At 63.6% G+C, this 21,575-nt stretch carries 20 protein-coding genes; 11 read left to right on the top strand and 9 right to left on the bottom strand.

Annotation, left to right across the window (positions count from 1 at the left end):
- Positions 1–116 precede the first annotated feature (116 nt).
- On the top strand, positions 117–1,091 hold the full coding sequence (locus THL1_RS06510) for an IS110 family transposase (protein WP_069081544.1): 975 nt from the start codon (positions 117–119) through the stop codon (positions 1,089–1,091).
- 61 nt (positions 1,092–1,152) lie between these two features.
- Here THL1_RS06510 and THL1_RS06505 read toward each other — a convergent pair whose 3' ends face one another.
- The 4 genes from THL1_RS06505 to THL1_RS06490 are packed head-to-tail and all read right to left on the bottom strand — an operon-like array spanning position 1,153 to position 5,217.
- On the bottom strand, positions 1,153–2,364 hold the full coding sequence (locus THL1_RS06505; protein WP_069082496.1) for an NADH:flavin oxidoreductase: 1,212 nt from the start codon (positions 2,362–2,364) through the stop codon (positions 1,153–1,155).
- On the bottom strand, positions 2,361–3,452 hold the full coding sequence (ribB, locus tag THL1_RS06500; RefSeq protein WP_069082495.1) for a 3,4-dihydroxy-2-butanone-4-phosphate synthase: 1,092 nt from the start codon (positions 3,450–3,452) through the stop codon (positions 2,361–2,363). Before ribB ends, THL1_RS06505 begins: the two co-directional genes overlap by 4 nt.
- An 11-nt stretch (positions 3,453–3,463) precedes the next feature.
- Positions 3,464–4,390, bottom strand: a complete 927-nt coding sequence (locus THL1_RS06495) for an alpha/beta hydrolase (protein ID WP_069082494.1) — start codon at positions 4,388–4,390, stop codon at positions 3,464–3,466.
- A gap of 11 nt (positions 4,391–4,401) precedes the next feature.
- Positions 4,402–5,217: an SDR family NAD(P)-dependent oxidoreductase gene (locus tag THL1_RS06490; RefSeq protein WP_069082493.1), complete on the bottom strand. Its 816-nt coding sequence runs from the start codon at positions 5,215–5,217 to the stop codon at positions 4,402–4,404.
- A gap of 181 nt (positions 5,218–5,398) precedes the next feature.
- Here THL1_RS06490 and THL1_RS06485 point away from each other — a divergent pair, with 181 nt between their 5' ends.
- The 8 genes from THL1_RS06485 (at position 5,399) to THL1_RS06455 (ending at position 13,993) form a co-directional block, all read left to right on the top strand.
- The gene (locus THL1_RS06485) at positions 5,399–6,445 is read left to right on the top strand and encodes a Rieske 2Fe-2S domain-containing protein (RefSeq protein ID WP_069082492.1); all 1,047 of its coding nucleotides are present in this window, start codon (positions 5,399–5,401) and stop codon (positions 6,443–6,445) included.
- 108 nt (positions 6,446–6,553) lie between these two features.
- On the top strand, positions 6,554–7,684 hold the full coding sequence (locus THL1_RS06480) for a LuxR C-terminal-related transcriptional regulator (RefSeq protein WP_069082491.1): 1,131 nt from the start codon (positions 6,554–6,556) through the stop codon (positions 7,682–7,684).
- A gap of 304 nt (positions 7,685–7,988) precedes the next feature.
- Positions 7,989–8,552, top strand: a complete 564-nt coding sequence (gene nudE / locus THL1_RS06475) for an ADP compounds hydrolase NudE (protein WP_069082490.1) — start codon at positions 7,989–7,991, stop codon at positions 8,550–8,552.
- Between the two features lie 48 nt (positions 8,553–8,600).
- A complete protein-coding gene (locus THL1_RS30075; protein WP_161490959.1) occupies positions 8,601–8,759 on the top strand; it encodes a hypothetical protein in 159 nt (52 codons plus the stop codon).
- Between the two features lie 185 nt (positions 8,760–8,944).
- A complete protein-coding gene (gene ccoG / locus THL1_RS06470; protein WP_069082489.1) occupies positions 8,945–10,360 on the top strand; it encodes a cytochrome c oxidase accessory protein CcoG in 1,416 nt (471 codons plus the stop codon).
- Positions 10,361–10,444: 84 nt separating this feature from the next.
- A complete protein-coding gene (gene mapR / locus THL1_RS06465; RefSeq protein WP_069082488.1) occupies positions 10,445–11,866 on the top strand; it encodes a GntR family transcriptional regulator MpaR in 1,422 nt (473 codons plus the stop codon).
- 302 nt (positions 11,867–12,168) lie between these two features.
- Positions 12,169–12,366, top strand: a complete 198-nt coding sequence (locus tag THL1_RS06460; RefSeq protein WP_069082487.1) for a hypothetical protein — start codon at positions 12,169–12,171, stop codon at positions 12,364–12,366.
- Positions 12,367–12,520: 154 nt separating this feature from the next.
- Positions 12,521–13,993 (top strand): inorganic phosphate transporter, encoded by a 1,473-nt coding sequence (locus THL1_RS06455; RefSeq protein ID WP_069082486.1) that lies wholly within the window; start codon positions 12,521–12,523, stop codon positions 13,991–13,993.
- A 114-nt stretch (positions 13,994–14,107) separates the two neighbouring features.
- Here the strand turns inward: THL1_RS06455 and THL1_RS06450 are convergent, their stop codons facing one another.
- Positions 14,108–15,601, bottom strand: a complete 1,494-nt coding sequence (locus THL1_RS06450) for a helicase HerA-like domain-containing protein (protein WP_069082485.1) — start codon at positions 15,599–15,601, stop codon at positions 14,108–14,110.
- 125 nt (positions 15,602–15,726) lie between these two features.
- On the opposite strand from THL1_RS06450, the gene THL1_RS06445 reads away from it, so the two are divergent.
- Positions 15,727–17,604, top strand: a complete 1,878-nt coding sequence (locus THL1_RS06445) for a methyl-accepting chemotaxis protein (protein WP_069082484.1) — start codon at positions 15,727–15,729, stop codon at positions 17,602–17,604.
- Positions 17,605–17,673: 69 nt separating this feature from the next.
- Here THL1_RS06445 and THL1_RS30265 read toward each other — a convergent pair whose 3' ends face one another.
- The 3 genes from THL1_RS30265 to purU are packed head-to-tail and all read right to left on the bottom strand — an operon-like array spanning position 17,674 to position 19,181.
- A complete protein-coding gene (locus tag THL1_RS30265) occupies positions 17,674–17,844 on the bottom strand; it encodes a hypothetical protein (RefSeq protein ID WP_177343817.1) in 171 nt (56 codons plus the stop codon).
- An 11-nt stretch (positions 17,845–17,855) separates the two neighbouring features.
- Positions 17,856–18,281, bottom strand: a complete 426-nt coding sequence (locus tag THL1_RS06440) for a CBS domain-containing protein (protein WP_069082483.1) — start codon at positions 18,279–18,281, stop codon at positions 17,856–17,858.
- A 48-nt stretch (positions 18,282–18,329) separates the two neighbouring features.
- A complete protein-coding gene (gene purU / locus THL1_RS06435) occupies positions 18,330–19,181 on the bottom strand; it encodes a formyltetrahydrofolate deformylase (RefSeq protein WP_069082482.1) in 852 nt (283 codons plus the stop codon).
- 324 nt (positions 19,182–19,505) lie between these two features.
- Between purU and mvaT the strand changes: the two genes are divergently transcribed.
- Complete coding sequence (gene mvaT / locus THL1_RS06430) at positions 19,506–19,883, top strand: histone-like nucleoid-structuring protein MvaT (RefSeq protein WP_069082481.1); 378 nt, start codon at positions 19,506–19,508, stop codon at positions 19,881–19,883.
- An 83-nt stretch (positions 19,884–19,966) separates the two neighbouring features.
- Here the strand turns inward: mvaT and sbcB are convergent, their stop codons facing one another.
- On the bottom strand, positions 19,967–21,397 hold the full coding sequence (gene sbcB / locus THL1_RS06425; protein ID WP_069082480.1) for an exodeoxyribonuclease I: 1,431 nt from the start codon (positions 21,395–21,397) through the stop codon (positions 19,967–19,969).
- Positions 21,398–21,575: the final 178 nt, after the last annotated feature.

The following is a 21,575-nucleotide window of genomic DNA, read 5'->3' as shown; positions in this document are numbered from 1 at the left end:
CCACACTCACTCAGATAGCTCGAACGGTATCTAGAGCCCACTTCAAGTGAGAGCTCGCATTCACAAGGCCGGGCCGGGTGCAGTGATGATCACTCTGGATGGATTGAGGAGGTTGCATGTCCAGCATCGTCGGCATTGACATTGCCAAGCACAGTTTCGATATCGCCACCCTGCAGGCCAACGGCAAGTACCGCAGCAAGGCCAAGCTGATCAACGCCGCAGAGGGCTTTCAGGTGTTGCAGGAGTGGTTGAACAAGCACAGCGAACCTGGGGCCTGGATCGTGATGGAGGCGACGGGTACCTACCACGAGGCGCTGGCTGAGCACTTTTACGCGCTGGGCTACCGGATTTGCGTGATGAATCCTGCGCAGATTGCCTATTACGCGCGAAGCCAGTTGCAACGGGTCAAGACGGATCAGGTCGACGCCAAGCTGATTGCCAGCTACGGCGAGCACCATCAAGATGAGCTGCGCGCCTGGCAACCCGAGCCTGCCGCGATCCGCCGTCTGCGTGCCCTGGTGCGGCGCCTGCAGGATCTCAAGGAGATCGAGCAGATGGAGCGCAATCGTCTGGGGGTGGCCGATGCCAGCGTGCAAGAGTCGATTCACTCAGTGCTGCAGCGTGTCGAAGAGCAGATTGCCGAGACCCTGAAAACCATCCGCGACCATATCGATGATGATCCAGACCTGCGGGGTAAACGCGATCTGCTGACCAGCATCGATGGTATCGGCGAGCAGACTGCCGCCCTGCTCCTGGCGGAACTGGGTGATCCGCTGCAGTTCGAGAGCGCGCGAGCGATCACTGCCTTTGCCGGGCTGAATCCGAAGCTACAGGATTCGGGTAAGCATAAAGGGCACGTACGCATTTCCCGTGTGGGCTCAGCGCGGCTACGCGCGGGCCTGTACATGCCGGCGATCACCTCGATGACCCACAACCCCGCGATCAATGCCCTGGCACAGCGCCTGCGCGCCCGCGGTAAGGCCGGAAAGCAGATCGTCTGCGCGGCCATGCGCAAGCTGTTGCATATCGCCTATGGCGTACTGAAATCCGGCCAGCCATTCGATGCCCAACTGGCCCTTGCCCGGGGCTAAACAAGACGGTATCTACGGGGCTGCTCGCGAATGAATTCGCTCCCACCAAGGCAGTGCCGCTTCAGGCAAAAGCAGTCGGCTCGTTGAGCACGCAGCGAATCCCACCCGGCAGGCCCATGCTGGCCACGCACTGGTTGCAGTGGGTGCAGGCGCTGCGCCAGGTTTCGCCTTCGTGCTGGAGGCGTTTTGGCAGTTCCGGGTCATGGAGCAACGCACGCCCCAGGGCGAGGAACTCGAAACCTTCATCCGCCACCTGCGCCATGCCTTCGGCACTGGCCACACCGCCGAGGTACACCAGGGGCATGTCCACCGTGCGGCGCATCTGCCTCGCCAGTTCGAGGAAGTAGAGTTCCTCGAATGGCAGGTCGGGAAAGCTGGCGCCGCCGAACCATTTCATCGCGGTGCGCTGCAGCGGATTCTTCTCCAACGGCACCATCTGCTTCAGCGGGCTGGCGCCGCGGAAGAGGAACATCGGCGTGCGGCTGACCAGCCCGCCACTCATGACGATGGCATCGAGCCCGGCCTGTTCCAGCAGACGCGCTGCCTGGCAGGCTTCTTCGATCTGCAGGCCAGCCTTGAAGCCATCGCTGAGGTTGAGCTTGGCCAGCAACGGAAAATCGCGGCCAACCGCCCCGCGAACAGCGGTCAGCACCTGCAAAGGCAGGCGCATACGGTTATCCAGGGAACCACCGTAGGCGTCGCGTCGATGGTTCAGCGCGGGCGAGATGAACTGGCTGAGCAGGTAGCCATGCCCCATGTGGATTTCGATGGCATCGAAACCTGCATCGCGGACCAGGCTGGCCGCTGCGGCATATTCGGCAACGGTCCGGCCGATGTCAGACGCATCCATGGCGCCACCAACAGGGATGCCGGAGAACAGGCCGTACTGATTGATGCAGGCGCTGGGGCCTCGCGGCCGTGGAATGTTGAGCGGGCGATTGCGGCTGAAGTAACCGCAATGGGCGAGCTGGGCGGAAATGGCCCCGCCTTCGCCATGTACCACCGCCGTCAACCGCTGTAGTTGCGGGAAGATACCGGCGTGCATCCACATCTGGTCGGGGAAGGTCAGGCCATCCGGGGAAACGCCACAGTAGGCCACCGTGGTCAGGCCGACGCCACCACGGGCCATGGCCGCATGGTGGCGGATCAGGTCTTCACCCGGCACACCGCCGGGGCACATGCCTTCGAAGGTGGCGGTCTTGATCAGGCGGTTGCGCAGTTCCAGGCCGGCCAGCCGGGCCGGTTGCAGCAGGCCATGCAGTTGCGGGCTCATGCCGGCTCCCGAGCACCGAAGGGGACGAATTCGGTGACTTCCAGCTCGAAACCGGACACCGCCTTGTAGTTCACCGGAAAACTCAGGAGGCGCATCTTGCGCACACCGACATCCCGCAGGATCTGCGCACCGATGCCCAGGGTGCGCTGGGGGAAATGGGGCGGTCGCGGCGTCTGCGCGCTCCGTTGGAGCTGCTCGATCACGCTGGCCGGTGTTTCCTGATGCGCCAGCAGTACCACCACGCCAGCGCCCTCCTCCGCCACTCGTGCCAGGGAACGTTCGAGGTTCCATTGGTTGGGGTGGCTGTCCAGCAGGTCTCGCAGGGTTTCCGCCGCCTGCACCCGCACCAGGGTCGACGTGTCGCGTCGCACCTCGCCGCGCACCAGGGCCAGGTGCAGTTGCCCCTGGTAGTCGTCGAGGTAGGTGATGACGCGGAACTCGCCATGGCGGGTCCGTAGCGGGTATTCGCCGGAACGGCGGATGGTGCCTTCATGGAGGATGCGGTAGTGGATCAGGTCGGCCACGCTGCCCAGTGGCAGGCCGTGACGTTGTGCAAAATCTCGCAGGGCCTGACCACGGGCCGGTTCGCCGTCCTCGTCGAGGAGGCTCACCAGCACGGCAGCGGGCATCAGGCCGGCGAGGCGCGCCAGGTCGCAGGCGGCCTCCACATGACCGGCACGCTGCATCACCCCGCCAGGCTGTGCGCGCAGGGGGAAGATGTGGCCGGGCTGCACCAGATCGGCGGCCGTGCTGGACGGGTCCACCGCAACGGCGATGGTGCGTGCCCGGTCAGCGGCGGAGATGCCGGTGGACACCCCCATGCGCGCCTCGATGGACAAGGTGAACCCCATGCCGTGACGGGCCCGCGAATTGGGCACCATCAGTTCCAGGCCGAGGGCCTTGCAGCGCTCCTCGGTGAGCGCCAGGCAGATCAGCCCGCGCGCTTCGCGGGCCATGAAGTTGATGGCGGCGGCATCGGCATGGCCGGCTGCGATCACCAGCGAACCCTCGCCATCTCCCTCGTCGTCGGTGACCACCAGCATGCCGCCGCTGGCCATGGCTTCGATCAGTCGCTGCGGGTTGTCCATGGACACTCCTTTCAGTTCAATGCGCGGCGCAGGTCGGCAGCGGCGGATTCCAGCGCGGCCTGCGCACGCTGGACAAAGGCGGCCATGCTGATGAAGCCGTGGATCATCCCTTCGCAACGCTCCAGGCGGACCTGCACCCCGGCCTGTTGCAAGCGCCGGGCGAACGCCTCGCCCTCATCGCGCAATGGGTCGTACTCGGCGCTGAGCAGCGTGGTGGGCGGAAGGCCAACCAGGTCTTCGGCGCGCAGCGGCGAGGCCAGGGCATCGTCGATCAGATCCGGGCGCGGCAGGTACTGGCTCCAGAACCAGCGCATCTGCTCGCGGGTTAGGAAGTAGCCATCGGCGAATTCGGCTTGGGAAGCACTGTCGCAACGGGCATCGGTGGCCGGATAGAACAGGCACTGGTAGGCAATGCGCGGCCCCTTGCGAATCTGCGCCAGGCGGCTCACGGCAATCGCCAGGTTGGCACCGGCGCTGTCCCCGGCCAGGGCCAGGCGGCTGGCATCGAAGCCCAGCTCGCGGGCACGCTCCACCAGGTCGCAGGTGGCCCGGTAGCAGTCATGAGGCGCCGCCGGGAAGCGGCTTTCCGGTGCCAGCCGGTAGGCCACCGACACCACCACCGCACCGCTCAGGCGCGCCAGGCTGCGGCAGAGGTTGTCGTGGGTGTCGAGATTGCCGATGACGAAACCGCCGCCGTGGAAGAACACTAGCAACGGCAGACGATCACTGTCTTCCGGCCGATAAAGGCGCGCGTCCAGCTCGCCCTCGGCGCCGGCCAGACGCAGGTTGCGTACCTCGAACAGGCGCTCGCCGGGAATCGGCGGCATCAGGTTGTCGGAGAACTGGCGGTACTGCACCGGGTCGAGCTGGCTGTAGTCCGGCTGCGGCATGTGGCTGAACTGCTGGAGCACGGCGGCGATCTGGGGGTCGAGCGACATGGTGGCTTTCCTTATGCGTCGGCCATCTGGAAGACCGGGTTGGTCTCGTCGAGGATGCTGGCCAGGCGTCGTTCCAACGCCGGCTTGAAACTCTTGTGGGGGAGCAGCCAGAAGCGTTCGGCCTCGATGCCGGCGAAGACCTCGCGGGCCAGCTCGCGCGGGTCCATGCCCTGGCGGATGCTGCTGTCGAGCAGGGCATCCAGTGGCTCGGTGGCGGCACTGGCGGCCTGGTTGGAGGCCATGATGTCGCTGGCCACCGGACCGGGGCAGAGCACGGCCACCCGGACCTGGGCCTGCAACGTGGCCAGTTCGTAATGCAGGGTTTCAGAGAGCGCGACCACCGCCTGCTTGCTGACGGTGTAGGGGCCCAGCATCGGGCTGCAGACCAGCCCGGCCAGCGACGCGGTATTGACCACCTGGGCCGGGCGCTGCTGGTCGAGCAGCAGGGGCACGAAGGCCCGGATACCGTTGACAACGCCACCCAGGTTGATGGCCAGCAGCCGCTGCCAGCGCTCGGCCTCAATCTCCCAACTGAAACCTGTCTGCATCACGCCGGCATTGTTGAACAGCAGGTCGACGCCGCCAAAGCGCGCCACGGCCAAGTCGCGCAACCGCTCCACCTGAGCCAGGTCACCAACGTCGGCCACCTGGCTGGCGACGTCCACACCCTGCCCCTGCAGAGTTTCGGTCAGGGCCGCCAGGCGCTGCGGGTCCACATCGCTCAGCACCAGGCGCAATCCACGCGCACCGGCTTCTTCCGCCAGGCCGCGGCCTATGCCGCCGGCCGCCCCGGTAATCACCGCCACCTGGCCTCGTTCGATTCGCATGCTGGGTTCCCATCGCTTTTGTTCTTGTTGCCGGCAGTAGAACCCTGGCGTCGGCGGCGGCCATCGTCCGATCAGACGATGCCGGGAAATGCAGGCACCGCAGAATCCGGCCAGTGCATCCGCTGCAACGGTCTGCCTGAGCCGCAAGCAGCCCCAAGGACCCCGAAGGGAGAACAAGAAGATGAGCACCCTGCACCGAATCGAAGCCAAGCAGCTGGAACCCCGTTTCGCCCGCGGCTGGCACTGCCTGGGCCTGGCCGACCGATACCGTGACGGCAAGGCCCACCGCCTGGATGCGTTCGGCACCCGCCTGGTGGCCTTCGCCGGAGAAGACGGCCAGATACGCATCCTCGACGGCTACTGCCCGCACATGGGTGCGGACCTCAGCCAGGGCTGCGTCGAGGGCGACGCCATTCGTTGCCCCTTCCATGAATGGCGCTGGCGTGCCGATGGCGTGTGCGACGACATCCCGTACGCCAAGCGCATTCCGCCACGGGCGAAGATCAAGTCATGGCCCGTGTCCGAACAGAACAGGCTGTTGTTCGTCTGGAACGATCCGGAAGGCAATGCCCCCATCGACGAGCAAGCCATCCCGCGCATCGACGCCTGCTTCGACGACAAGTGGGCCGACTGGGAAGTGGCCGAGTTGAAGATCGACACCAACTGCCGCGAGCTGATCGACAACATCTCGGACATGGCGCACTTCGACTCGGTGCATGGCACCGATCTCAACCACTTCAGCAACACCTTCGAGCGTCACATGGCGGTACAGGTGATGCGCGGCAGCAGCGCGCGCCTGTCCGGCGATAGCGAACTGGCCACCGTGGCCACCTACTACGGCCCGGCCTACCAGATCACCGAGATGACCGGGGCCTTCGATGGCGTGCCGATCCATTCGATCCTGCTCAACTGCCACGTCCCCATTGACCTCGACAGCTTCACCCTGCGCTACGGCGTGCTGGTGAAGAAGGTGCCCGGCCTGAGCGACGAACAGAACCGCGAGATGGCCAAGGCCTATGTGAAACAGGCCCAGGATGCCTTCTACGAGGACGTGGCCATCTGGCACAGCAAGACCCGTGTGGATAACCCGCTGCTGTGCGATGGCGACGGTCCGGTGTATCAGCTGCGCAAGTGGTACGACCAGTTCTACACCAATGTCGCCGAGCTGCCGGCCAGCCTCGCCGAACCCCGCTACTTCGTCGTACTGGACGTGACCGAAACCGCCTGATTCCGGTCTGGGACGATCGTCTCCCGATCAATGGGGGACGATCTGTCTTGCTGAACTATCCCGTTAGTCTGTAAGAAGCACCCTACAAAAATAAAAAGCGGTTCAGACATGGCACATAGACTCACGCTCGATGAATTCAGTGGGTTGCTCGGCAACCTCTACCAGGGACCGCTGGAAGACATCCCCTGGGCGACCTTCCTCAATCAACTGAACCAGTACCTGCAGAGCAAGTACGTCACCTTTATCCTGCGCCCGCCGAGCGAGCACGCCGAAGGCCTGATGGTCAACACCACGGGCAGCTCCTCGGAAGTCACAGCGTCCTACAACAAGCACTTCTTCGCCCTCGACCCCTTCGTTGACCTGCCCAACCGCCAGGTGGTCACCAATGGCGAGTTTCTCTCCCGCACGGAATGGGAGGAGTCGGAATTCTTCAAGAGCTTCCTGGAGCCGGTGGGGGTGTTCCATATCCTCGGCGCCGACATCCGCACCTGCGACGGCGCCCAGTGCCGCATCCGCGTCAGCCGTGGGCGCGAGGACCCGGACTTCAACGAAGACGACAAGGCCCTGGTGGCGCAGTTCATCCCGCATCTGGAGCGCTCGATCAAGATCCACATGCAGCTCAACCGCATCGAGACCGAGCGCAACCTGTACGCCGGTGCGGTGGACCAGCTCGCCGTGGGCACCATCATCCTCGACGAGGACGGCAAGGTGCTGCAGACCAACCGCGTGGCCGAACGCCTGCTGCACGACAAGGACGGCCTCAAGCTGGTCAACGACGGTTTGCAGGTGGGCAACCCACGGGATACCCAGGAGTTTCGCCGCCTGGTGAAGCAGGCCCTGCAATCGCAGAAGAACAACCTGCCCTCGGTGGTGGAAGCCTTGCGGGTGCAGCGGCCATCGGGCAAGGCGGACCTCGGCATCATCGTGCGCTCGGTGCCGCTATCGGCCTGGAACGAAGGCAAGCAGTGCCCGTCGGTGGTGATCTTCATCAGCGACCCGGAGCAGGAATCCAGTGCCCCCCAGGAGATCGTCAAGGCGCTGTTCGACCTGACTCCCGCCGAAGCCCAACTGGCCATGCTGCTGGCCAACGGCCTGACCCTGGATGAGGCCTCCGACGCCCTGGGCATCAGCCGCAACACGGCGCGGGCGCACCTGCGTTCCACCTTCTCCAAGACCGGCGTGACCCGCCAGACGATGCTGGTGCGGCTGATTCTGCGGAGCGTGGCGACCCTGGGGTAACCCTCTCCCCCGGCCCGAAGCGCGCAAGGTTGATGTCGCTTTTCACATCCACCAGCGGAGTCCAGATCAGCCGCGAACGGTGGACCGGTGAAGCGTGGTCCACCCTTGAATGCACGCCCCGGCACTGCCGTGGCAAGGGTGGATGTCGCTTTTCACATCCACCAACGAAGTTCGGGTGAACCGCGAAAGGTGAAGCCTGTCCGCGTCTTCGAACGCCCTGCACGGCGCTCCGCTAGTCCATCCAGACGATGCCCTCACCACCGATGCGCGCGACGCTCCATTCGGTCCGCCACGGGAGCACGCCATGCGCAGCTTGCCCACCATTCTCAAGACCGAATTGCTGGCCAGGAGCGACTGGTTCCAGATCGAGGCGCTGCACCTGGAATTCGCCAACGGCCAGCAGCGCGTCTACGAACGCCTGCGCGGTTCGGGCTACCAATCAGTGCTAGTGGTGGCCCTGCCCGATCCGCAGCACGTGTTGCTGGTACGTGAATACGCCGTCGGCGTGGAACAACGGGTGCTGGGGCTGCCCAAGGGCGGCGTGGAGTCGGGCGAAACCACCCTTGAGGCGGCCAATCGTGAACTGATGGAAGAAGTCGGCCTGCGCGCCGGTCGCCTGCATGAATTGGGTGTGCTGAGCCTGGCGCCGGGGCACCTGTGCCATAGCTGCAAGGTCGTGCTGGCCGAGAACCTCGAGCCCTGCAGCGCTCTGGGCGACGAGCCGGAGCCGCTGGAGGTGGTCCGCCTGCCGCTGACGCAGGTGCCGGCGCTGGTGGCCTCCGGCGAGCTGCACGAAGCCCGGGCGATTGCAGCCTTGTTCATGGCACTAGTCCGTTTGGACGAGGCAGGTTGTCGCAGCAACGCCTAGGGTTGCCGCTCAGAACAAGAACAGCGTCATCCCTTTCGAGGAACGACCATGACAATAAAAACCAAGCTGTGCCTCACCTTCCTCGGCTGCGCCTTCGCCGCTGCCTACCTGAGCCTTCTGGCGCGTCCGCTGCCCCCCCAACTGGCAGGGCTCAACCAGTGCCACCCGTCCACTCAATCCTGTTACGTCCCGCCCATGCGCTTCTGACCCGCGACGGATTGCCGCGCTTGCACCGTAGCTTTCCGCGCCTGCGCCACAATCCAAGTGCCTTGCGGCCTGGCGCCCCGACCCGATCCATCTGATATGGTTTTTAGCGGCTGATCTGAATCTGTTTTGCCCATCAGTGCCTTCCTATAGTCCGTCTCGCCGTAACAGCCTGATGGGCACTGATCATGAGCGAAAGAATTCCGGCGCAGGTCATCGAGGTCACTCCCAGCCTGCCACCCGCTGCAAGCAAACCCCTTTCCGCCTCCAACGGACCTATCCACACGCGCCGCTTCACCGGCCTCTACCGCGACCTGCGCCGCATGGGCGCGGGACTGCTGTGCCTGATGTTCTTCGGCACCCTCTGGCTCGACTGGGATGGCCGCCAGGCGGTGCTGTGGAGCCTGGAGGACAGCAAGTTCTACATCTTCGGCGCCACCTTCTGGCCCCAGGACTTCATCCTGCTGTCGGGGCTCCTGATCATCTGCGCCTTCGGCCTGTTCTTCATCACGGTGTTCGCCGGCCGCGTATGGTGCGGCTATACCTGCCCGCAGAGCGTGTGGACCTGGATGTTCATGTGGTGCGAGCAGGTCACCGAGGGTGACCGCAACCAGCGCATCAAGCTGGCCACCGCCCCCTGGAGCGCCAGCAAGCTGCTGCGCCGTGGCATCAAGCACGGACTCTGGCTGGCCATCAGCCTGGCCACGGCCATCACCTTCGTCGGCTACTTCACCCCGGTGCGCGAACTGGTGGCGAACCTGGCGACCTGGGAGGTCGGTGGCAATGCGCTGTTCTGGGTGATCTTCTTCGCCGCGGCCACCTATATAAATGCAGGTTGGATGCGCGAGCAGGTGTGCATCCACATGTGTCCCTACGCGCGCTTCCAGAGCGTGATGTTCGACAAGGACACGCTGATCGTGTCCTACGACGCCACGCGCGGCGAATCCCGTGGCCCGCGCAAAAAGGGCAGCGACCCAAAGGTCCAGGGCCTGGGTGACTGCATCGACTGCCAGATGTGCGTGCAGGTCTGCCCCACCGGCATCGACATCCGCGACGGCCTGCAGATCGCCTGCATCGGCTGCGCGGCGTGCATCGACGCCTGCGATTCGATCATGGACCGCATGGGTTACGCCCGTTGCCTGGTGGGTTACAGCTCGGAGCGCGCGCTGGAAGGTGGCAAGACCCACCTGCTGCGTCCACGCCTGATCGGCTATGCCACTGCGCTGGTGCTGATGATCGTCGCCCTCGTCTGGCTGGGCGCCACCCGTTCGCAGCTGTCGGTGGATGTGATCAAGGATCGTGGGATGTTCCGCGAGAACGCCGCCGGCGAGATCGAGAACATCTACAACCTCAAGCTAATCAACAAGACCCAGCAGGCCCAACGCTACGTGGTGGAACTGGAAGGCGCGCCGGGCTTCCGTCTGCAGGGCGAGAATGAGGTGAGCATCGGTGCTGGCGAGATCCTCTCGCTGCCGGTCTCGGTGGCGCAGGTCGACGACAATGGGCAGGCCGGTTCACGCCCATTGCGCTTCGTGGTTCGCAGCCTGGATCGCCCGGACAGCGAAGCCAGCGCCGGCAGCACCTTCGTCAGCCCGAGGCGCTGAGCCATGGACCGGGAGCATGGCGGCGCATGCGACGAGCGCTTAGAGTGGGGCACCGCCGACGAGCCGCTACCAAGCCAGGAAAAGATGAAGCGCTACGAGAAATTCGCCGACGACATCGCCGAACTGATCCGCACCGGGGTACTGGCCCCGGGGCAGAAGGTGCCCTCGGTGCGCCATGCCAGCCGCACCTACGGCGTCAGCGCCTCCACCGTGTTCCAGGCTTACTACCTGCTGGAAAGCCGTGGGCTGATCATGGCCCGCGCGCGTTCCGGCTACTTCGTCTGCGAGCATGTGCGCCGGCCGCTGCCGGAACCCCAGCCGGGACCTCGGGAGGCGGCGACCACCGAGGTGGATGTCAGCGAGCTGGTGTTCTCCGTGCTGAGTTCCATCAAGGACCCGGACACCATTCCCTTCGGCTCGGCCTTCCCCAGCCCCGAGCTGTTCCCCCTGCAACGCCTGGCCCGCTCGATGGCCCATGCCGTTCGCGAGATGGACCCGCGCTCCACGGTCGCCGACATGACGCCGGGCAACCACGCCCTGCGTCGGCAGATCGCCCTGCGCTACATGGTCGGCGGCCTGCCGCTGCCCATCGAGGAACTGGTGATCTGCAATGGCGCGCTGGAAGCCCTCAACCTATGCCTGCAAGTGGTGGCGCGCCCTGGCGACCTGGTGGCCATCGAGGCACCGGCTTTCTATGCCAGCCTGCAGGTACTGGAGCGCCTGAAGCTGAAGGCGGTGGAAATTCCCGTCCACCCACGGGATGGCATCGACCTGCACGTGCTGGAAGACAGCCTGGAGCGACTGCCGATCAAAGCCTGCTGGTTCATGAGCAATTTCCAGAACCCGCTGGGGGCCAGCCTCTCGGAAGACAAGAAGCGCCAACTCGCCGCACTGCTGGCCAAACACCAGGTGCCAATGATCGAGGACGATGTCTACGCCGAGCTGTACTTCGGCCAGCACGCGCCCAAGCCGGTGAAGGCCTTCGACAGCGAAGGCCTGGTGATGCACTGCAGTTCATTCTCCAAGAGCCTGGCGCCCGGCTACCGGGTGGGCTGGGTGGCCGGTGGCCGCTTCGCCAGCCAGATCGAACGGCTGAAGCTGATGACCAGCATTTCCGCCTCGGTACCGGCGCAAGCCGCAATCGCCGACTACCTGCAGCATGGCGGCTACGACCGCCACTTGCGCAAACTGCGTTACGCCCTGGAGAGCCAACGCAATGCCATGCTGGCGGCCGTGGCCCGCCACTTCCCGGAGGAAACCCGCGTCAGCCGGCCGGAAGGCGGCTATTTCCTCTGGCTGGAATTCCCCGAACAGGTCGACTCGCTGCGCCTGTTCCAGCTCGCCCTGGCCCAGGGCATCAGCATCGCGCCAGGGCCGATTTTTTCGGCCACACGGCGTTTCGGCCATTGCGCCCGTCTCAACTTTGGTCATCCCTGGAGCAACTCCAGCGAACAGGCAATGGAAACTCTTGGCAGGATTATCCGGTCTCTTCTAGGCAACTCCTGATTGCTGAAGAGCAGAAATCCTTCACTCTTGAAGGATTATCCTGTAATGGAGCTTTCCTGTTTGCTTGTTATAATTGCCAACGTTCAACTGGGATCTCAGTGAAATCGACTTCAGTTCCCGGAGTGTTCGCAAGGCCTTTCCGTAGTGCGTAGGAAAGTCCCTTTTAATTGCGACAACTGAACTTTGTCCTACAAGAAGGCCGCAGCGACGGCCTCGACCGGGCGACCGACGCTGTGGAGACGAAGCTCTCTAAATCGCCCGTTCCACCTCAAGACCATTGATCAAAGAGACGGATTGAACACGTGACGAAAGACGAACTGCGCGCCGAACTCGAGCGCCAGGCGCAACGTTACAAGGATGTTTACGGCGGCGAGGTCACTACCTATGCCGCGCAAAGGGACCCTGAGCGCAAACCCTGGCGCAAGAAACCCAGCCTGCTCGACAAGAGTTTCGAGAAAGAGCTGGAAAAGATCGAAAAAGAACTCGGGCAGGAACCCTGACAAATTGTCGCACCCGGCCCGCCGGGGAATCGTTCGTATTGATTTGCGACAACTTCTGCAGGGGATGCCAGAAACCGCTCGACACCCGGGTCTGGGCGACGGCCGGTTTTCTGGCATAATCGCGGCCCCTTCATGAGCCAGTCACATAACCTTCATGTTCGATCTCTTCAGCGGGCTTGATGCCTGGCTAGTGCTGAGCCTCTGTCTCGCCCTGGCATTCGTCCTGACCTTCGAGTTCATCAACGGCTTCCACGACACCGCCAACGCGGTGGCCACTGTCATCTACACCAAGGCCATGTCGCCCTATCGGGCGGTGATCCTCTCGGGGATCTTCAACTTCCTTGGGGTGTTGCTGGGCGGCGTGGGCGTGGCCTATGCCATCGTCCACCTGCTGCCGGTGGAGCTGCTGATCAACGTCAATACCGGCCATGGCCTCGCCATGGTGTTCAGCCTGCTGACCGCAGCCATCGCCTGGAACCTGGGCACCTGGTACTTCGGCATCCCGGCGTCCAGCTCCCACACGCTGATCGGCTCCATCCTCGGCGTCGGCCTGGCCAACGCGGTGCTCACCGAAGTGCCGCTGGCCGAGGGCGTTAACTGGGGCAAGGCCATCGACATCGGCCTGTCGCTGATCTTCTCCCCGGCCGCCGGCTTCCTGGTCGCCGCCCTGCTGCTCCTCGGCCTGAAGTGGATTTATCCGCTGTCGAAGATGCACAAGACCCCGGAAACCCGTAAGGAGCTGGATGAGAAGAAGCATCCGCCCTTCTGGAACCGCCTGGTGCTGGTGCTTTCCGCCATGGCCGTGAGCTTCGTGCATGGCTCCAACGATGGCCAGAAAGGCATCGGCCTGATCATGCTGGTGCTGATCGGTATCGTCCCGGCCAAGTTCGTGCTTGACCTCAACAGCACCACCTACCAGATCGAGCGTACCCGCGACGCGGCGACTCACCTGAGCCAGTTCTACCAGCGCCACACCGACACCCTCGGCGAGATGCTGGCCCTGGGCAAAGGCAATGGTAGCGAGATGCCGCAACTCTATCGCTGCGATCCGAAGCAGACCGAGCCGACCATCAACGCCCTGCTGCAGAAGCTCAATGGCGTGGCCAACTACAACGACCTGAGTGATGACACCCGCGTCGAAGTCCGCCGCTACCTGCTCTGCCTGGACGACACCGCCAAGAAGGTGGGCAAGCTCTCCGAACTACCGGCCCGCGAAAAGGCGGACCTGGAGAAGCTGCGCAAGGACCTGACCGCCACGACCGAATACGCCCCGTTCTGGGTGATCCTGGCCGTCGCCCTGGCCCTTGGCATCGGCACCATGGTTGGCTGGAAGCGCGTAGTGCGCACCGTCGGCGAGAAGATCGGCAAGCAGGGCATGACCTATGCCCAGGGCATGAGCGCCCAGATCACCGCCGCGTGCGCCATCGGCATGGCCAACATCTACAGCTTGCCGGTGTCCACCACCCACGTACTGTCTTCCGGCGTCGCCGGCACCATGGTCGCCAACCGCAGCGGCCTGCAGGGCGGCACCGTGCGCAATATCCTGATGGCCTGGGTCCTGACCCTGCCCACCACGATCGCGCTCTCCGCCGCGCTGTTCTGGGTGGCCATCACCTTTATCGTCTGATTCGGACGAGCATGGAAAAGGGCGCCCTCGGGCGCCCTTTTTCGTTCCTGATCTTTATCATCTGTGGGAGCGAATTCATTCGCGAATGAATTCGCTCCCACAGATGATTTCCCCTCAACGACGCTTGCTGCCACCCAGCAAAGAGCCCATCAGGCCGCGCACCAATTGCCGGCCCAACTGGTTGGCCGCCTGGCGTACCGCCGTCTTCATTGCCTGGCTGGCGAAACTGCCCAGCAGCTCGCCAGCGAGATCACCGACCCCAGGCGAGTCCGTCGCAGTCTTGCCAGCCTTCTGCTCAGGCTCATTCACCGGCGCTGGAGCTGCACGAGCCGTGAGGATTTCGTACGCGGACTCGCGGTCGATCGGCTTGTCGTACCGGCCGGCCTGCGGCGAGCCACGCACCAGCGCGGCGCGTTCGCTGTCGTTCAGCGGACCGATTCGCGACTGCGGAGGTGCGATCGCCACGCGCTGGACCATAGCCGGCGTGCCCTTCTCTTCCAGGGTGCCTACCAAGGCCTCGCCAATGCCGAGCTCGGTGAGCACGGATAGGGTGTCGAATGTCGGATTCGGACGGAAGCCGTCGGCCACGGCACGCAAGGATTTCTGTTCCTTGGCGGTGAAGGCACGCAAGCCATGCTGGATACGCAGGCCAAGCTGGGCCAGCACATCGTCCGGAAGGTCACTCGGCGACTGGGTGACGAAGTAGACGCCAACGCCCTTGGAGCGGATCAACCGCACCACCTGCTCCAGACGCTCCTGCAACGCCTTCGGCGTGCCCGTGAACAGCAGATGCGCTTCATCGAAGAACAGCGCCAGCACCGGCTTGTCGGCATCGCCGCGCTCGGGCAACTGCTCGAAGAGTTCGGCCAGCAGCCAGAGCAGGAAGGTGGCATAGACCTTGGGGGATTCGTGGACCAGACGGCTGGCATCCAGCAGATGAATACGCCCGCGGCCGTCGCGGTCCGGCTGGAGGATGTCTTCCAGCTGCAGGGCCGGTTCGCCGAACAGCGCTTCGGCACCTTGCTGCTCCAGGGTGGCCAGGCGGCGCAGCAGGGCCTGGGCCGAAGCACCGGCGAACAGCGCGCGGTCCTCGCCAAGCAGTTCAGGGTGATCCTTGAGGTGGTTGAGCAGAGCCTTGAGATCCTTCAGGTCGAGCAGCAGCAGACCTTCGCGGTCGGCCACCTGGAAGGCGGCATAAAGTGCGGCCTGCTGGCTGTCGGTCAGCTCCAGCAGGTTGCCCAGCAGCAGCGGGCCCATTTCGCTCAGCGTGGTGCGCAAGGGGTGGCCGGATTGCCCGGCGACATCCCAGAGGGTGACCGGATACGCCTGGGGTTGATGGCCCAGCCAGGGCATGGAAGCAATGCGTTCGGCCACCTTGCCCTGGGGGTTGCCCGCCGCGCCGAGGCCACAGAGATCACCTTTTATATCGGCAGCGAAGACCGCCACACCGGCATCGCTGAACACTTCGGCCAGGCGCTGCAGCGTCACTGTCTTTCCGGTGCCGGTGGCGCCGGCGATCAGGCCGTGACGGTTGGCCAGTTTCATGGCCTGGGAGACGGCATTGCCCTCTGGGTCAGCGCCGAGAATCAGGGAACGTTGATCGGGCATTTCGCCTTCCTCGGGTTAAAGCTTTCGTTGATCCCCGCCGATATATAAACCGACGTTTCTACTCAGTTTTTCAGCACTCGCGTGCCATAAAGACTGGTGCCTGACCCAACCGGACGCAAGCAAACATGATCAAAAACCTCAGGTTCAGCCACAAGATTCTGCTCGCCGCCTCGCTGGTGGTCATTGCAGCCTTCTCGCTGTTCACCCTGTACAACGATTACTTGCAAAGGAATGCGCTCCGAGACGATTTGGAAAATTATCTGCAGGAAATGGGCGATGTCACCGCCAGCAATATCCAGAACTGGCTCTCGGGCCGGATTCTGCTGGTGGAAAGCGTTGCCGAATCCCTGGCCACCAACCCTTCGCCTGAAGCGGTGCCAGCCCTGCTGCAACAGCGCGCACTGACCTCCACCTTCGCCTTCACCTACTTCGGCACCCAGGACGGGCAGTTCACCATGCGCCCGGACAGCGCCATGCCCGAAGGCTACGACCCGCGCACCCGCCCCTGGTACCAGGGCGCCAAGAGCGCCGGCGGCACCACCCTCACCGAGCCTTACGTGGATGCGGCCACCAGCGAATTGATCATGACCATCGCCACGCCGGTGCAGTCCCTTGGCGTGGCCGGCGGCGACCTGAGCCTGCAAACGCTGGTGCAGATCGTCAACTCGCTGGACTTCGACGGCATGGGCTACGCCTTCCTGGTCAGCGCCGACGGCAAGGTCCTGGTGCACCCGAACAAGGACATGGTGATGAAGACCCTGCGGGACATCTACCCGCTGAACACACCGTCCATCAACACCGGTTTCAGCGAAGTCGAAGTGGACGGCACCACCCGCATCCTGACCTTCGCCCCGATCAAGGGCCTGCCCTCGGTGAACTGGTACATCGGCGTCTCGGTGGACAAGGGCAAGGCCTACGGGATGCTCAGCGAGTTCCGCAACTCGGCCATCATTGCCACCGTGATCGCCGTGGTGCTCATCATTGCCCTGCTGGGTATGCTGATCCGCGTGCTGATGCAACCGCTGCACACGATGGGCCGCGCCATGCAGGACATCGCCCAGGGTGAAGGCGACCTGACTCGCCGCCTGACGATCCACACCCAGGACGAGTTCGGCGAACTGGCCAGCGCGTTCAACCGTTTCGTCGAGCGTATCCACGGTTCCATCCGCGAAGTGTCTTCGGCCACCAACCAGGTGAACCAGGTCGCCAAGCTGGTGCTCAACGCCTCCAACTCCTCGATGAGCAACTCCGACGAGCAGGCCAACCGCACCAACAGCGTGGCCGCGGCGATCAACGAACTGGGCGCCGCCGCCCAGGAGATTGCCCGCAACGCCGCCGACGCCTCGCACCAGGCCTCCTCGGCCCGCACCCTGGCCGAAGACGGCCGCCAGGTGGTGGAGCGCACCATCTCCGCGATGAACGAACTGTCCGGGAAGATCCGCGCCTCCTGCGGCAACATCGAGACGCTGAACAGCAAGACCGTGAACATCGGCCAGATCCTCGAAGTGATCAAGGGCATCTCCGAACAGACCAACCTGCTGGCCCTCAACGCCGCCATCGAGGCCGCCCGCGCCGGGGAAGCCGGCCGTGGCTTCGCCGTGGTCGCCGATGAGGTGCGCAACCTGGCTCACCGCACCCAGGAGTCAGCCCAGGAAATCCAGCAGATGATCGAGGAGCTGCAGGTTGGCGCCCGCGAAGCGGTCACCACCATGACCGAGAGCCAGCGCTACAGCGAGCAGAGCGTGGAGATCGCCAACCAGGCAGGCTCGCGCCTGGGCAGCGTGACCCAGCGCATCGGCGAGATCGACGGCATGAACCAGTCGGTGGCCACCGCCACCGAGGAACAGACCGCCGTGGTCGACTCGCTGAACATGGACATCACCGAGATCAACACCCTCAACCAGGAAGGCGTGGAAAACCTCCAGGCCACCCTGCGCGCCTGTGCCGATCTGGATCAGCAGGCCGCGCGCCTGCAGCAGTTGGTGGGGAGCTTCCGCATCTGACGGCAGCCATGTGGGAGCGAATTCATTCGCGAATGATTTCGCTCCCACAGCGAACAAGAAGAAGGCGCCCTAGGGCGCCTTCTTCTTTTCTTCTTCCTGGAGCTTTCGCCACAACTCGGCGGCCTCGGGAAACTCAGTGCCATTTTCCTCGCTCAACTCGTCCGGGTCGTAGCGCCGCACACAGCCCTCACCCAGGGTGGGTGGCGGGCTGGACGTGGCGCGCTCACGTGGGTCGGCCATGGCCAGGCTCCTCAGACTTCCGGTGGTTGATCTGCGTCGTGCTGGGCAAAGGCCTTCACGGCACGCAGCACATCGCGGCGGCTGATCTGGCCGATGAGAACCCCCTCCTCCACCACCGGGAAGCGCCGTCGCTTGTCCCGCAGGAAGCGTTGGCAGACCTCGATGATGTCGGCCTCCGGAGACACCGTTTCCACCTGCGTCGACATGAAACTGCTGACGCTACCGCCAGCGGAGTCGTAATACGCGCTGGAAAGGATGGCGCGCAGGCAATCGCCCTCGGAGAGCATGCCGATCAGATGGCCCTGGGAGTCCACCACCGGCGCGCCGGAGATGCGGTGCTCGAGCAAACGGTCGGCTGCCAGGAAAAGGTCGGTATCGGATCGGAAGGTCACCAGATGGTGCGTCATGTAGTCGCGCACCTTGATCGACTTGAGCATGGGCGGGCTCCTCTGCCGGTGAACCGACGCAGGTGCCCGCCAACGGCATCAGTCGAACACGACGGTCTTGTTGTCGTGCACCAGCACCCGGTCTTCAAGGTGATAGCGTAGCCCACGGGACAGGACCATCTTCTCCACGTCCTTGCCGAAGCGAACCATGTCCTCGACGCTGTCGCGGTGGGTCACCCGCACCACATCCTGCTCGATGATGGGGCCGGCATCCAGCTCCTCGGTGACGTAGTGGCAGGTGGCGCCAATGAGTTTCACACCACGCAGCGAGGCCTGGTGATAAGGCTTGGCGCCGACGAAGGACGGCAGGAAGCTGTGGTGGATGTTGATCACCTGGTGCGCGTAACGCTGGCACAGCTCCGGCGGGAGTATCTGCATGTAGCGGGCGAGCACCACGGTATCGGCGTTGTGCGCTTCCACCAGGCGGGAAACCTCGTCGAACGCCGGCTGCTTGTTCTTCGGATCCACTGGCACATGGAAGTACGGAATACCGTGCCACTCCACCATGCTGCGCAGATCGTCGTGGTTGGCGATGACGCAAGGAATCTCGCAATCGAGTTCTCCGCTATGCCAGCGGTGCAGCAGGTCGGCCAGGCAGTGGGAGTCGCGGCTGGCCATCAGCACCACGCGCTTCTTCACTTCGGAGTCGGTCACACGCCAGTCCATGGAGAACTCGCGGGCAATAGGCGCGAACGCCTGACGGAAACCGTCCAGGTCGAACGGCAGGGAATCAGCACGGATTTCATGGCGCATGAAGAACCAGCCGCTCTGATTATCCGAGTGATGGCTGGCCTCGGTAATCCAGCCGTTGTAGGTAGCCAGGAAGTTACTGACCTTGGCTACGATGCCGACGCCGTCCGGACAGGCAATCACCAGACGAAATGTGCGCATGGGGGAACACTCCAGAGACTTCGCAAAAGCGGCCATTCTAGCCAATGTGCGCAAAAACTTCAGTCACCTCCTGGCCCGCAAGGGATTGCCAGTGGTCAGCAAAGAATTCCCGATGCACAACTAAGGGTCGCCCGGCGGCTGCGTTATAGCGCTAGCCAGCATGCAAATACGCATTTGCGATGCTATGGGACTAATATGAAATAGAAGGCGCCAACAATGCGTACAAAAGTTTTCCTGCTTATTTACTTGCAGATAATCGCTGTCTATTATTGCTGACACTTCGCAATCGCAAGTCACCATACGATTCCAACAAGGGACGCCGACATGTCGCTGATCAACGAATACCGGGCAACGGAAGAAGCCATCAAGGAGCTCCAAGAGCGCCTGAAGAACCTGTCCCAGGACGACAAACTGAAGAAAGAGCTGGAATTCGAAGGCAAACTGCGCACGCTGATGGGCGAATACCAGAAGTCCCTGCGTGACATCATTGCCCTGCTCGATCCGGACGCCCGCTCCAGCAAGGCACCGCGCGCCGCCAAGGCCGCTGCAACCAGCAAGCGCGCCCGCAAGGTCAAGCAGTACAAGAACCCGAACACCGGCGAAGTCATCGAAACCAAAGGTGGCAACCACAAGACTCTGAAAGAGTGGAAAGCCAAGTGGGGCGCCGACACCGTTGAAGGCTGGGCCACCATTCTGGGCTAAGCCTCCGGCAATAAAAAACGCCAGCATCTGCTGGCGTTTTTTATTGGCATCGGTAAATCCCCGGAAAGTTTCCAGGGCCGCCATCACAACTGGTAGCGGCTACCCAGTTCCGTCGCATAACGACGCCACTCCAGCAACACTGCCTCCTCCTTCGGGTCAGCCTTGGCCTGAATTTCATCCAGGGCCCGGAAGAAACTCGCCAAGGTATTAGGTGCCCCGAATTCCGGGCTCATCAGCCGATTTCTGCAGAACTCCGTCCAGCGTGATTGGTCCGTTTCCGACAAAGTTTCAGGGAAGTTTCTAGCGCGGTATCGGAACAACAACTCCGGCAAGCGCGGGTCGTCGAATGGCCAGTTCTCGCGGGACAAGCGCTGCGGATCGGCTCGCCGCACTTGTTCGCAGAGCCGGCGATCACGCTCGCCCAGGAATCCGTCATACAACTGCTGCTCCGGATCTTCCTGCGAGGCGAAAGCTTCTTCCGCATAAATAACCGGCAACTTTTCCTGCCAGACCCTGGCCTGCTCGCCGATCAGGGTCGCGCGGCGCAGGCACAGTTCCAGATCGACGCCCAGGCGCAGCCGATCAGGTTCGCGCAGCACCGCAAGCGGAGCCACCACCGGGCAACGGTTGATATGCAGCAATTTCAGCGGAACCGGCAACTCACCGTCGGCCAGTTCATCGCGGCGGGTATACAGACGCTGGCGCAGGCGTTCGGCGTCCAGTTCCAGCAGCGGCGCCGGATCGGATTGCAGATCCAGCACGATCAGGGCGTTGCGATTGCGCGGGTGCCACACCAGGGGCAGCACCACCGCCAGGTAATGACGCGCGCCGGAAAAGCGCCCGGAAATATGCACCAGCGGCTGCAGCAGTTTCACCTGTTCCTGCACCTTGTGCTTGCTGCGCAGTTGGTAGAGGTAGTCGAACAGCTTCGGCTGGCGCTGCCGCAGCAGGCGCGCCAGGGCAATGGTCGCGCGTACGTCGGACAGTGCGTCGTGGGCCTGGCCATGGTCGATGCCGTTGGCCGCGGTGAGCAGTTCCAGGCGCAAGCTGACGCGCCCGTCCTGCTGTGGCCATTCGATGCCTTCAGGACGCAGCGCATACGCGGTACGGACCAAGTCAATCAGGTCCCAGCGACTGTTGCCGCCCTGCCACTCGCGGGCATAGGGGTCATAGAAATTGCGGTAGAGGCTGTAACGGGTGATCTCATCATCGAAGCGCAGGGTGTTGTACCCGGCGCCACAGGTCCCCGGCGCCGCGAGTTCGGCATGCACCCGGTGCATGAACTCTGCTTCACCCAACCCCTTCTCCGCCAGGGTTCCGGGCAGGATGCCGGTGACCAGACAGGCGGCAGGATGGGGAAGAATGTCGTCGCTGGGCTTGCAATAGAGGTTGATCGGTTCGCCGATCTCGTTGAGCGCCTCGTCGGTGCGAATACCGGCCACCTGCAGCGGCCGGTCACAGCGCGGGTTGATGCCGGTGGTTTCGTAGTCGTGCCAGAAAATGCTGGATGTCACGGCGGCCCCCTTGTTCGTGAGCCCGGCAGTCTAACACCGGGCAGCCTGCCCTCCCTCAGCTTCCACCGGCTTGCTGCGCCATTTGCAGCGGGCCTAGAATCGCCGCCACTGGACGATCGCGTCGACAAGGACTGCCTCATGCCCGCGCCCACAGCCCTTCGCGCATATGCCTGCGCCT

This window comes from Pseudomonas sp. TCU-HL1 (assembly GCF_001708505.1).
Lineage (GTDB): Bacteria > Pseudomonadota > Gammaproteobacteria > Pseudomonadales > Pseudomonadaceae > Metapseudomonas.
This window is presented reverse-complemented; position numbering and strand designations above follow the sequence as displayed.

Excerpts from the sequence above, each read along its gene's own strand:
- THL1_RS06510 (WP_069081544.1), top strand. The coding sequence starts at position 117 with ATGTCCAGCATCGTCGGCATTGACATTGCCAAGCACAGTTTCGATATC.
- THL1_RS06505 (WP_069082496.1), bottom strand. The coding sequence starts at position 2,364 with ATGAGCCCGCAACTGCATGGCCTGCTGCAACCGGCCCGGCTGGCCGGC.
- ribB (WP_069082495.1), bottom strand. The coding sequence starts at position 3,452 with ATGGACAACCCGCAGCGACTGATCGAAGCCATGGCCAGCGGCGGCATG.
- THL1_RS06495 (WP_069082494.1), bottom strand. The coding sequence starts at position 4,390 with ATGTCGCTCGACCCCCAGATCGCCGCCGTGCTCCAGCAGTTCAGCCAC.
- THL1_RS06490 (WP_069082493.1), bottom strand. The coding sequence starts at position 5,217 with ATGCGAATCGAACGAGGCCAGGTGGCGGTGATTACCGGGGCGGCCGGC.
- THL1_RS06485 (WP_069082492.1), top strand. The coding sequence starts at position 5,399 with ATGAGCACCCTGCACCGAATCGAAGCCAAGCAGCTGGAACCCCGTTTC.
- THL1_RS06480 (WP_069082491.1), top strand. The coding sequence starts at position 6,554 with ATGGCACATAGACTCACGCTCGATGAATTCAGTGGGTTGCTCGGCAAC.
- nudE (WP_069082490.1), top strand. The coding sequence starts at position 7,989 with ATGCGCAGCTTGCCCACCATTCTCAAGACCGAATTGCTGGCCAGGAGC.
- THL1_RS30075 (WP_161490959.1), top strand. The coding sequence starts at position 8,601 with ATGACAATAAAAACCAAGCTGTGCCTCACCTTCCTCGGCTGCGCCTTC.
- ccoG (WP_069082489.1), top strand. The coding sequence starts at position 8,945 with ATGAGCGAAAGAATTCCGGCGCAGGTCATCGAGGTCACTCCCAGCCTG.
- mapR (WP_069082488.1), top strand. The coding sequence starts at position 10,445 with ATGAAGCGCTACGAGAAATTCGCCGACGACATCGCCGAACTGATCCGC.
- THL1_RS06455 (WP_069082486.1), top strand. The coding sequence starts at position 12,521 with ATGTTCGATCTCTTCAGCGGGCTTGATGCCTGGCTAGTGCTGAGCCTC.
- THL1_RS06450 (WP_069082485.1), bottom strand. The coding sequence starts at position 15,601 with ATGCCCGATCAACGTTCCCTGATTCTCGGCGCTGACCCAGAGGGCAAT.
- THL1_RS06445 (WP_069082484.1), top strand. The coding sequence starts at position 15,727 with ATGATCAAAAACCTCAGGTTCAGCCACAAGATTCTGCTCGCCGCCTCG.
- THL1_RS30265 (WP_177343817.1), bottom strand. The coding sequence starts at position 17,844 with ATGGCCGACCCACGTGAGCGCGCCACGTCCAGCCCGCCACCCACCCTG.
- THL1_RS06440 (WP_069082483.1), bottom strand. The coding sequence starts at position 18,281 with ATGCTCAAGTCGATCAAGGTGCGCGACTACATGACGCACCATCTGGTG.
- purU (WP_069082482.1), bottom strand. The coding sequence starts at position 19,181 with ATGCGCACATTTCGTCTGGTGATTGCCTGTCCGGACGGCGTCGGCATC.
- mvaT (WP_069082481.1), top strand. The coding sequence starts at position 19,506 with ATGTCGCTGATCAACGAATACCGGGCAACGGAAGAAGCCATCAAGGAG.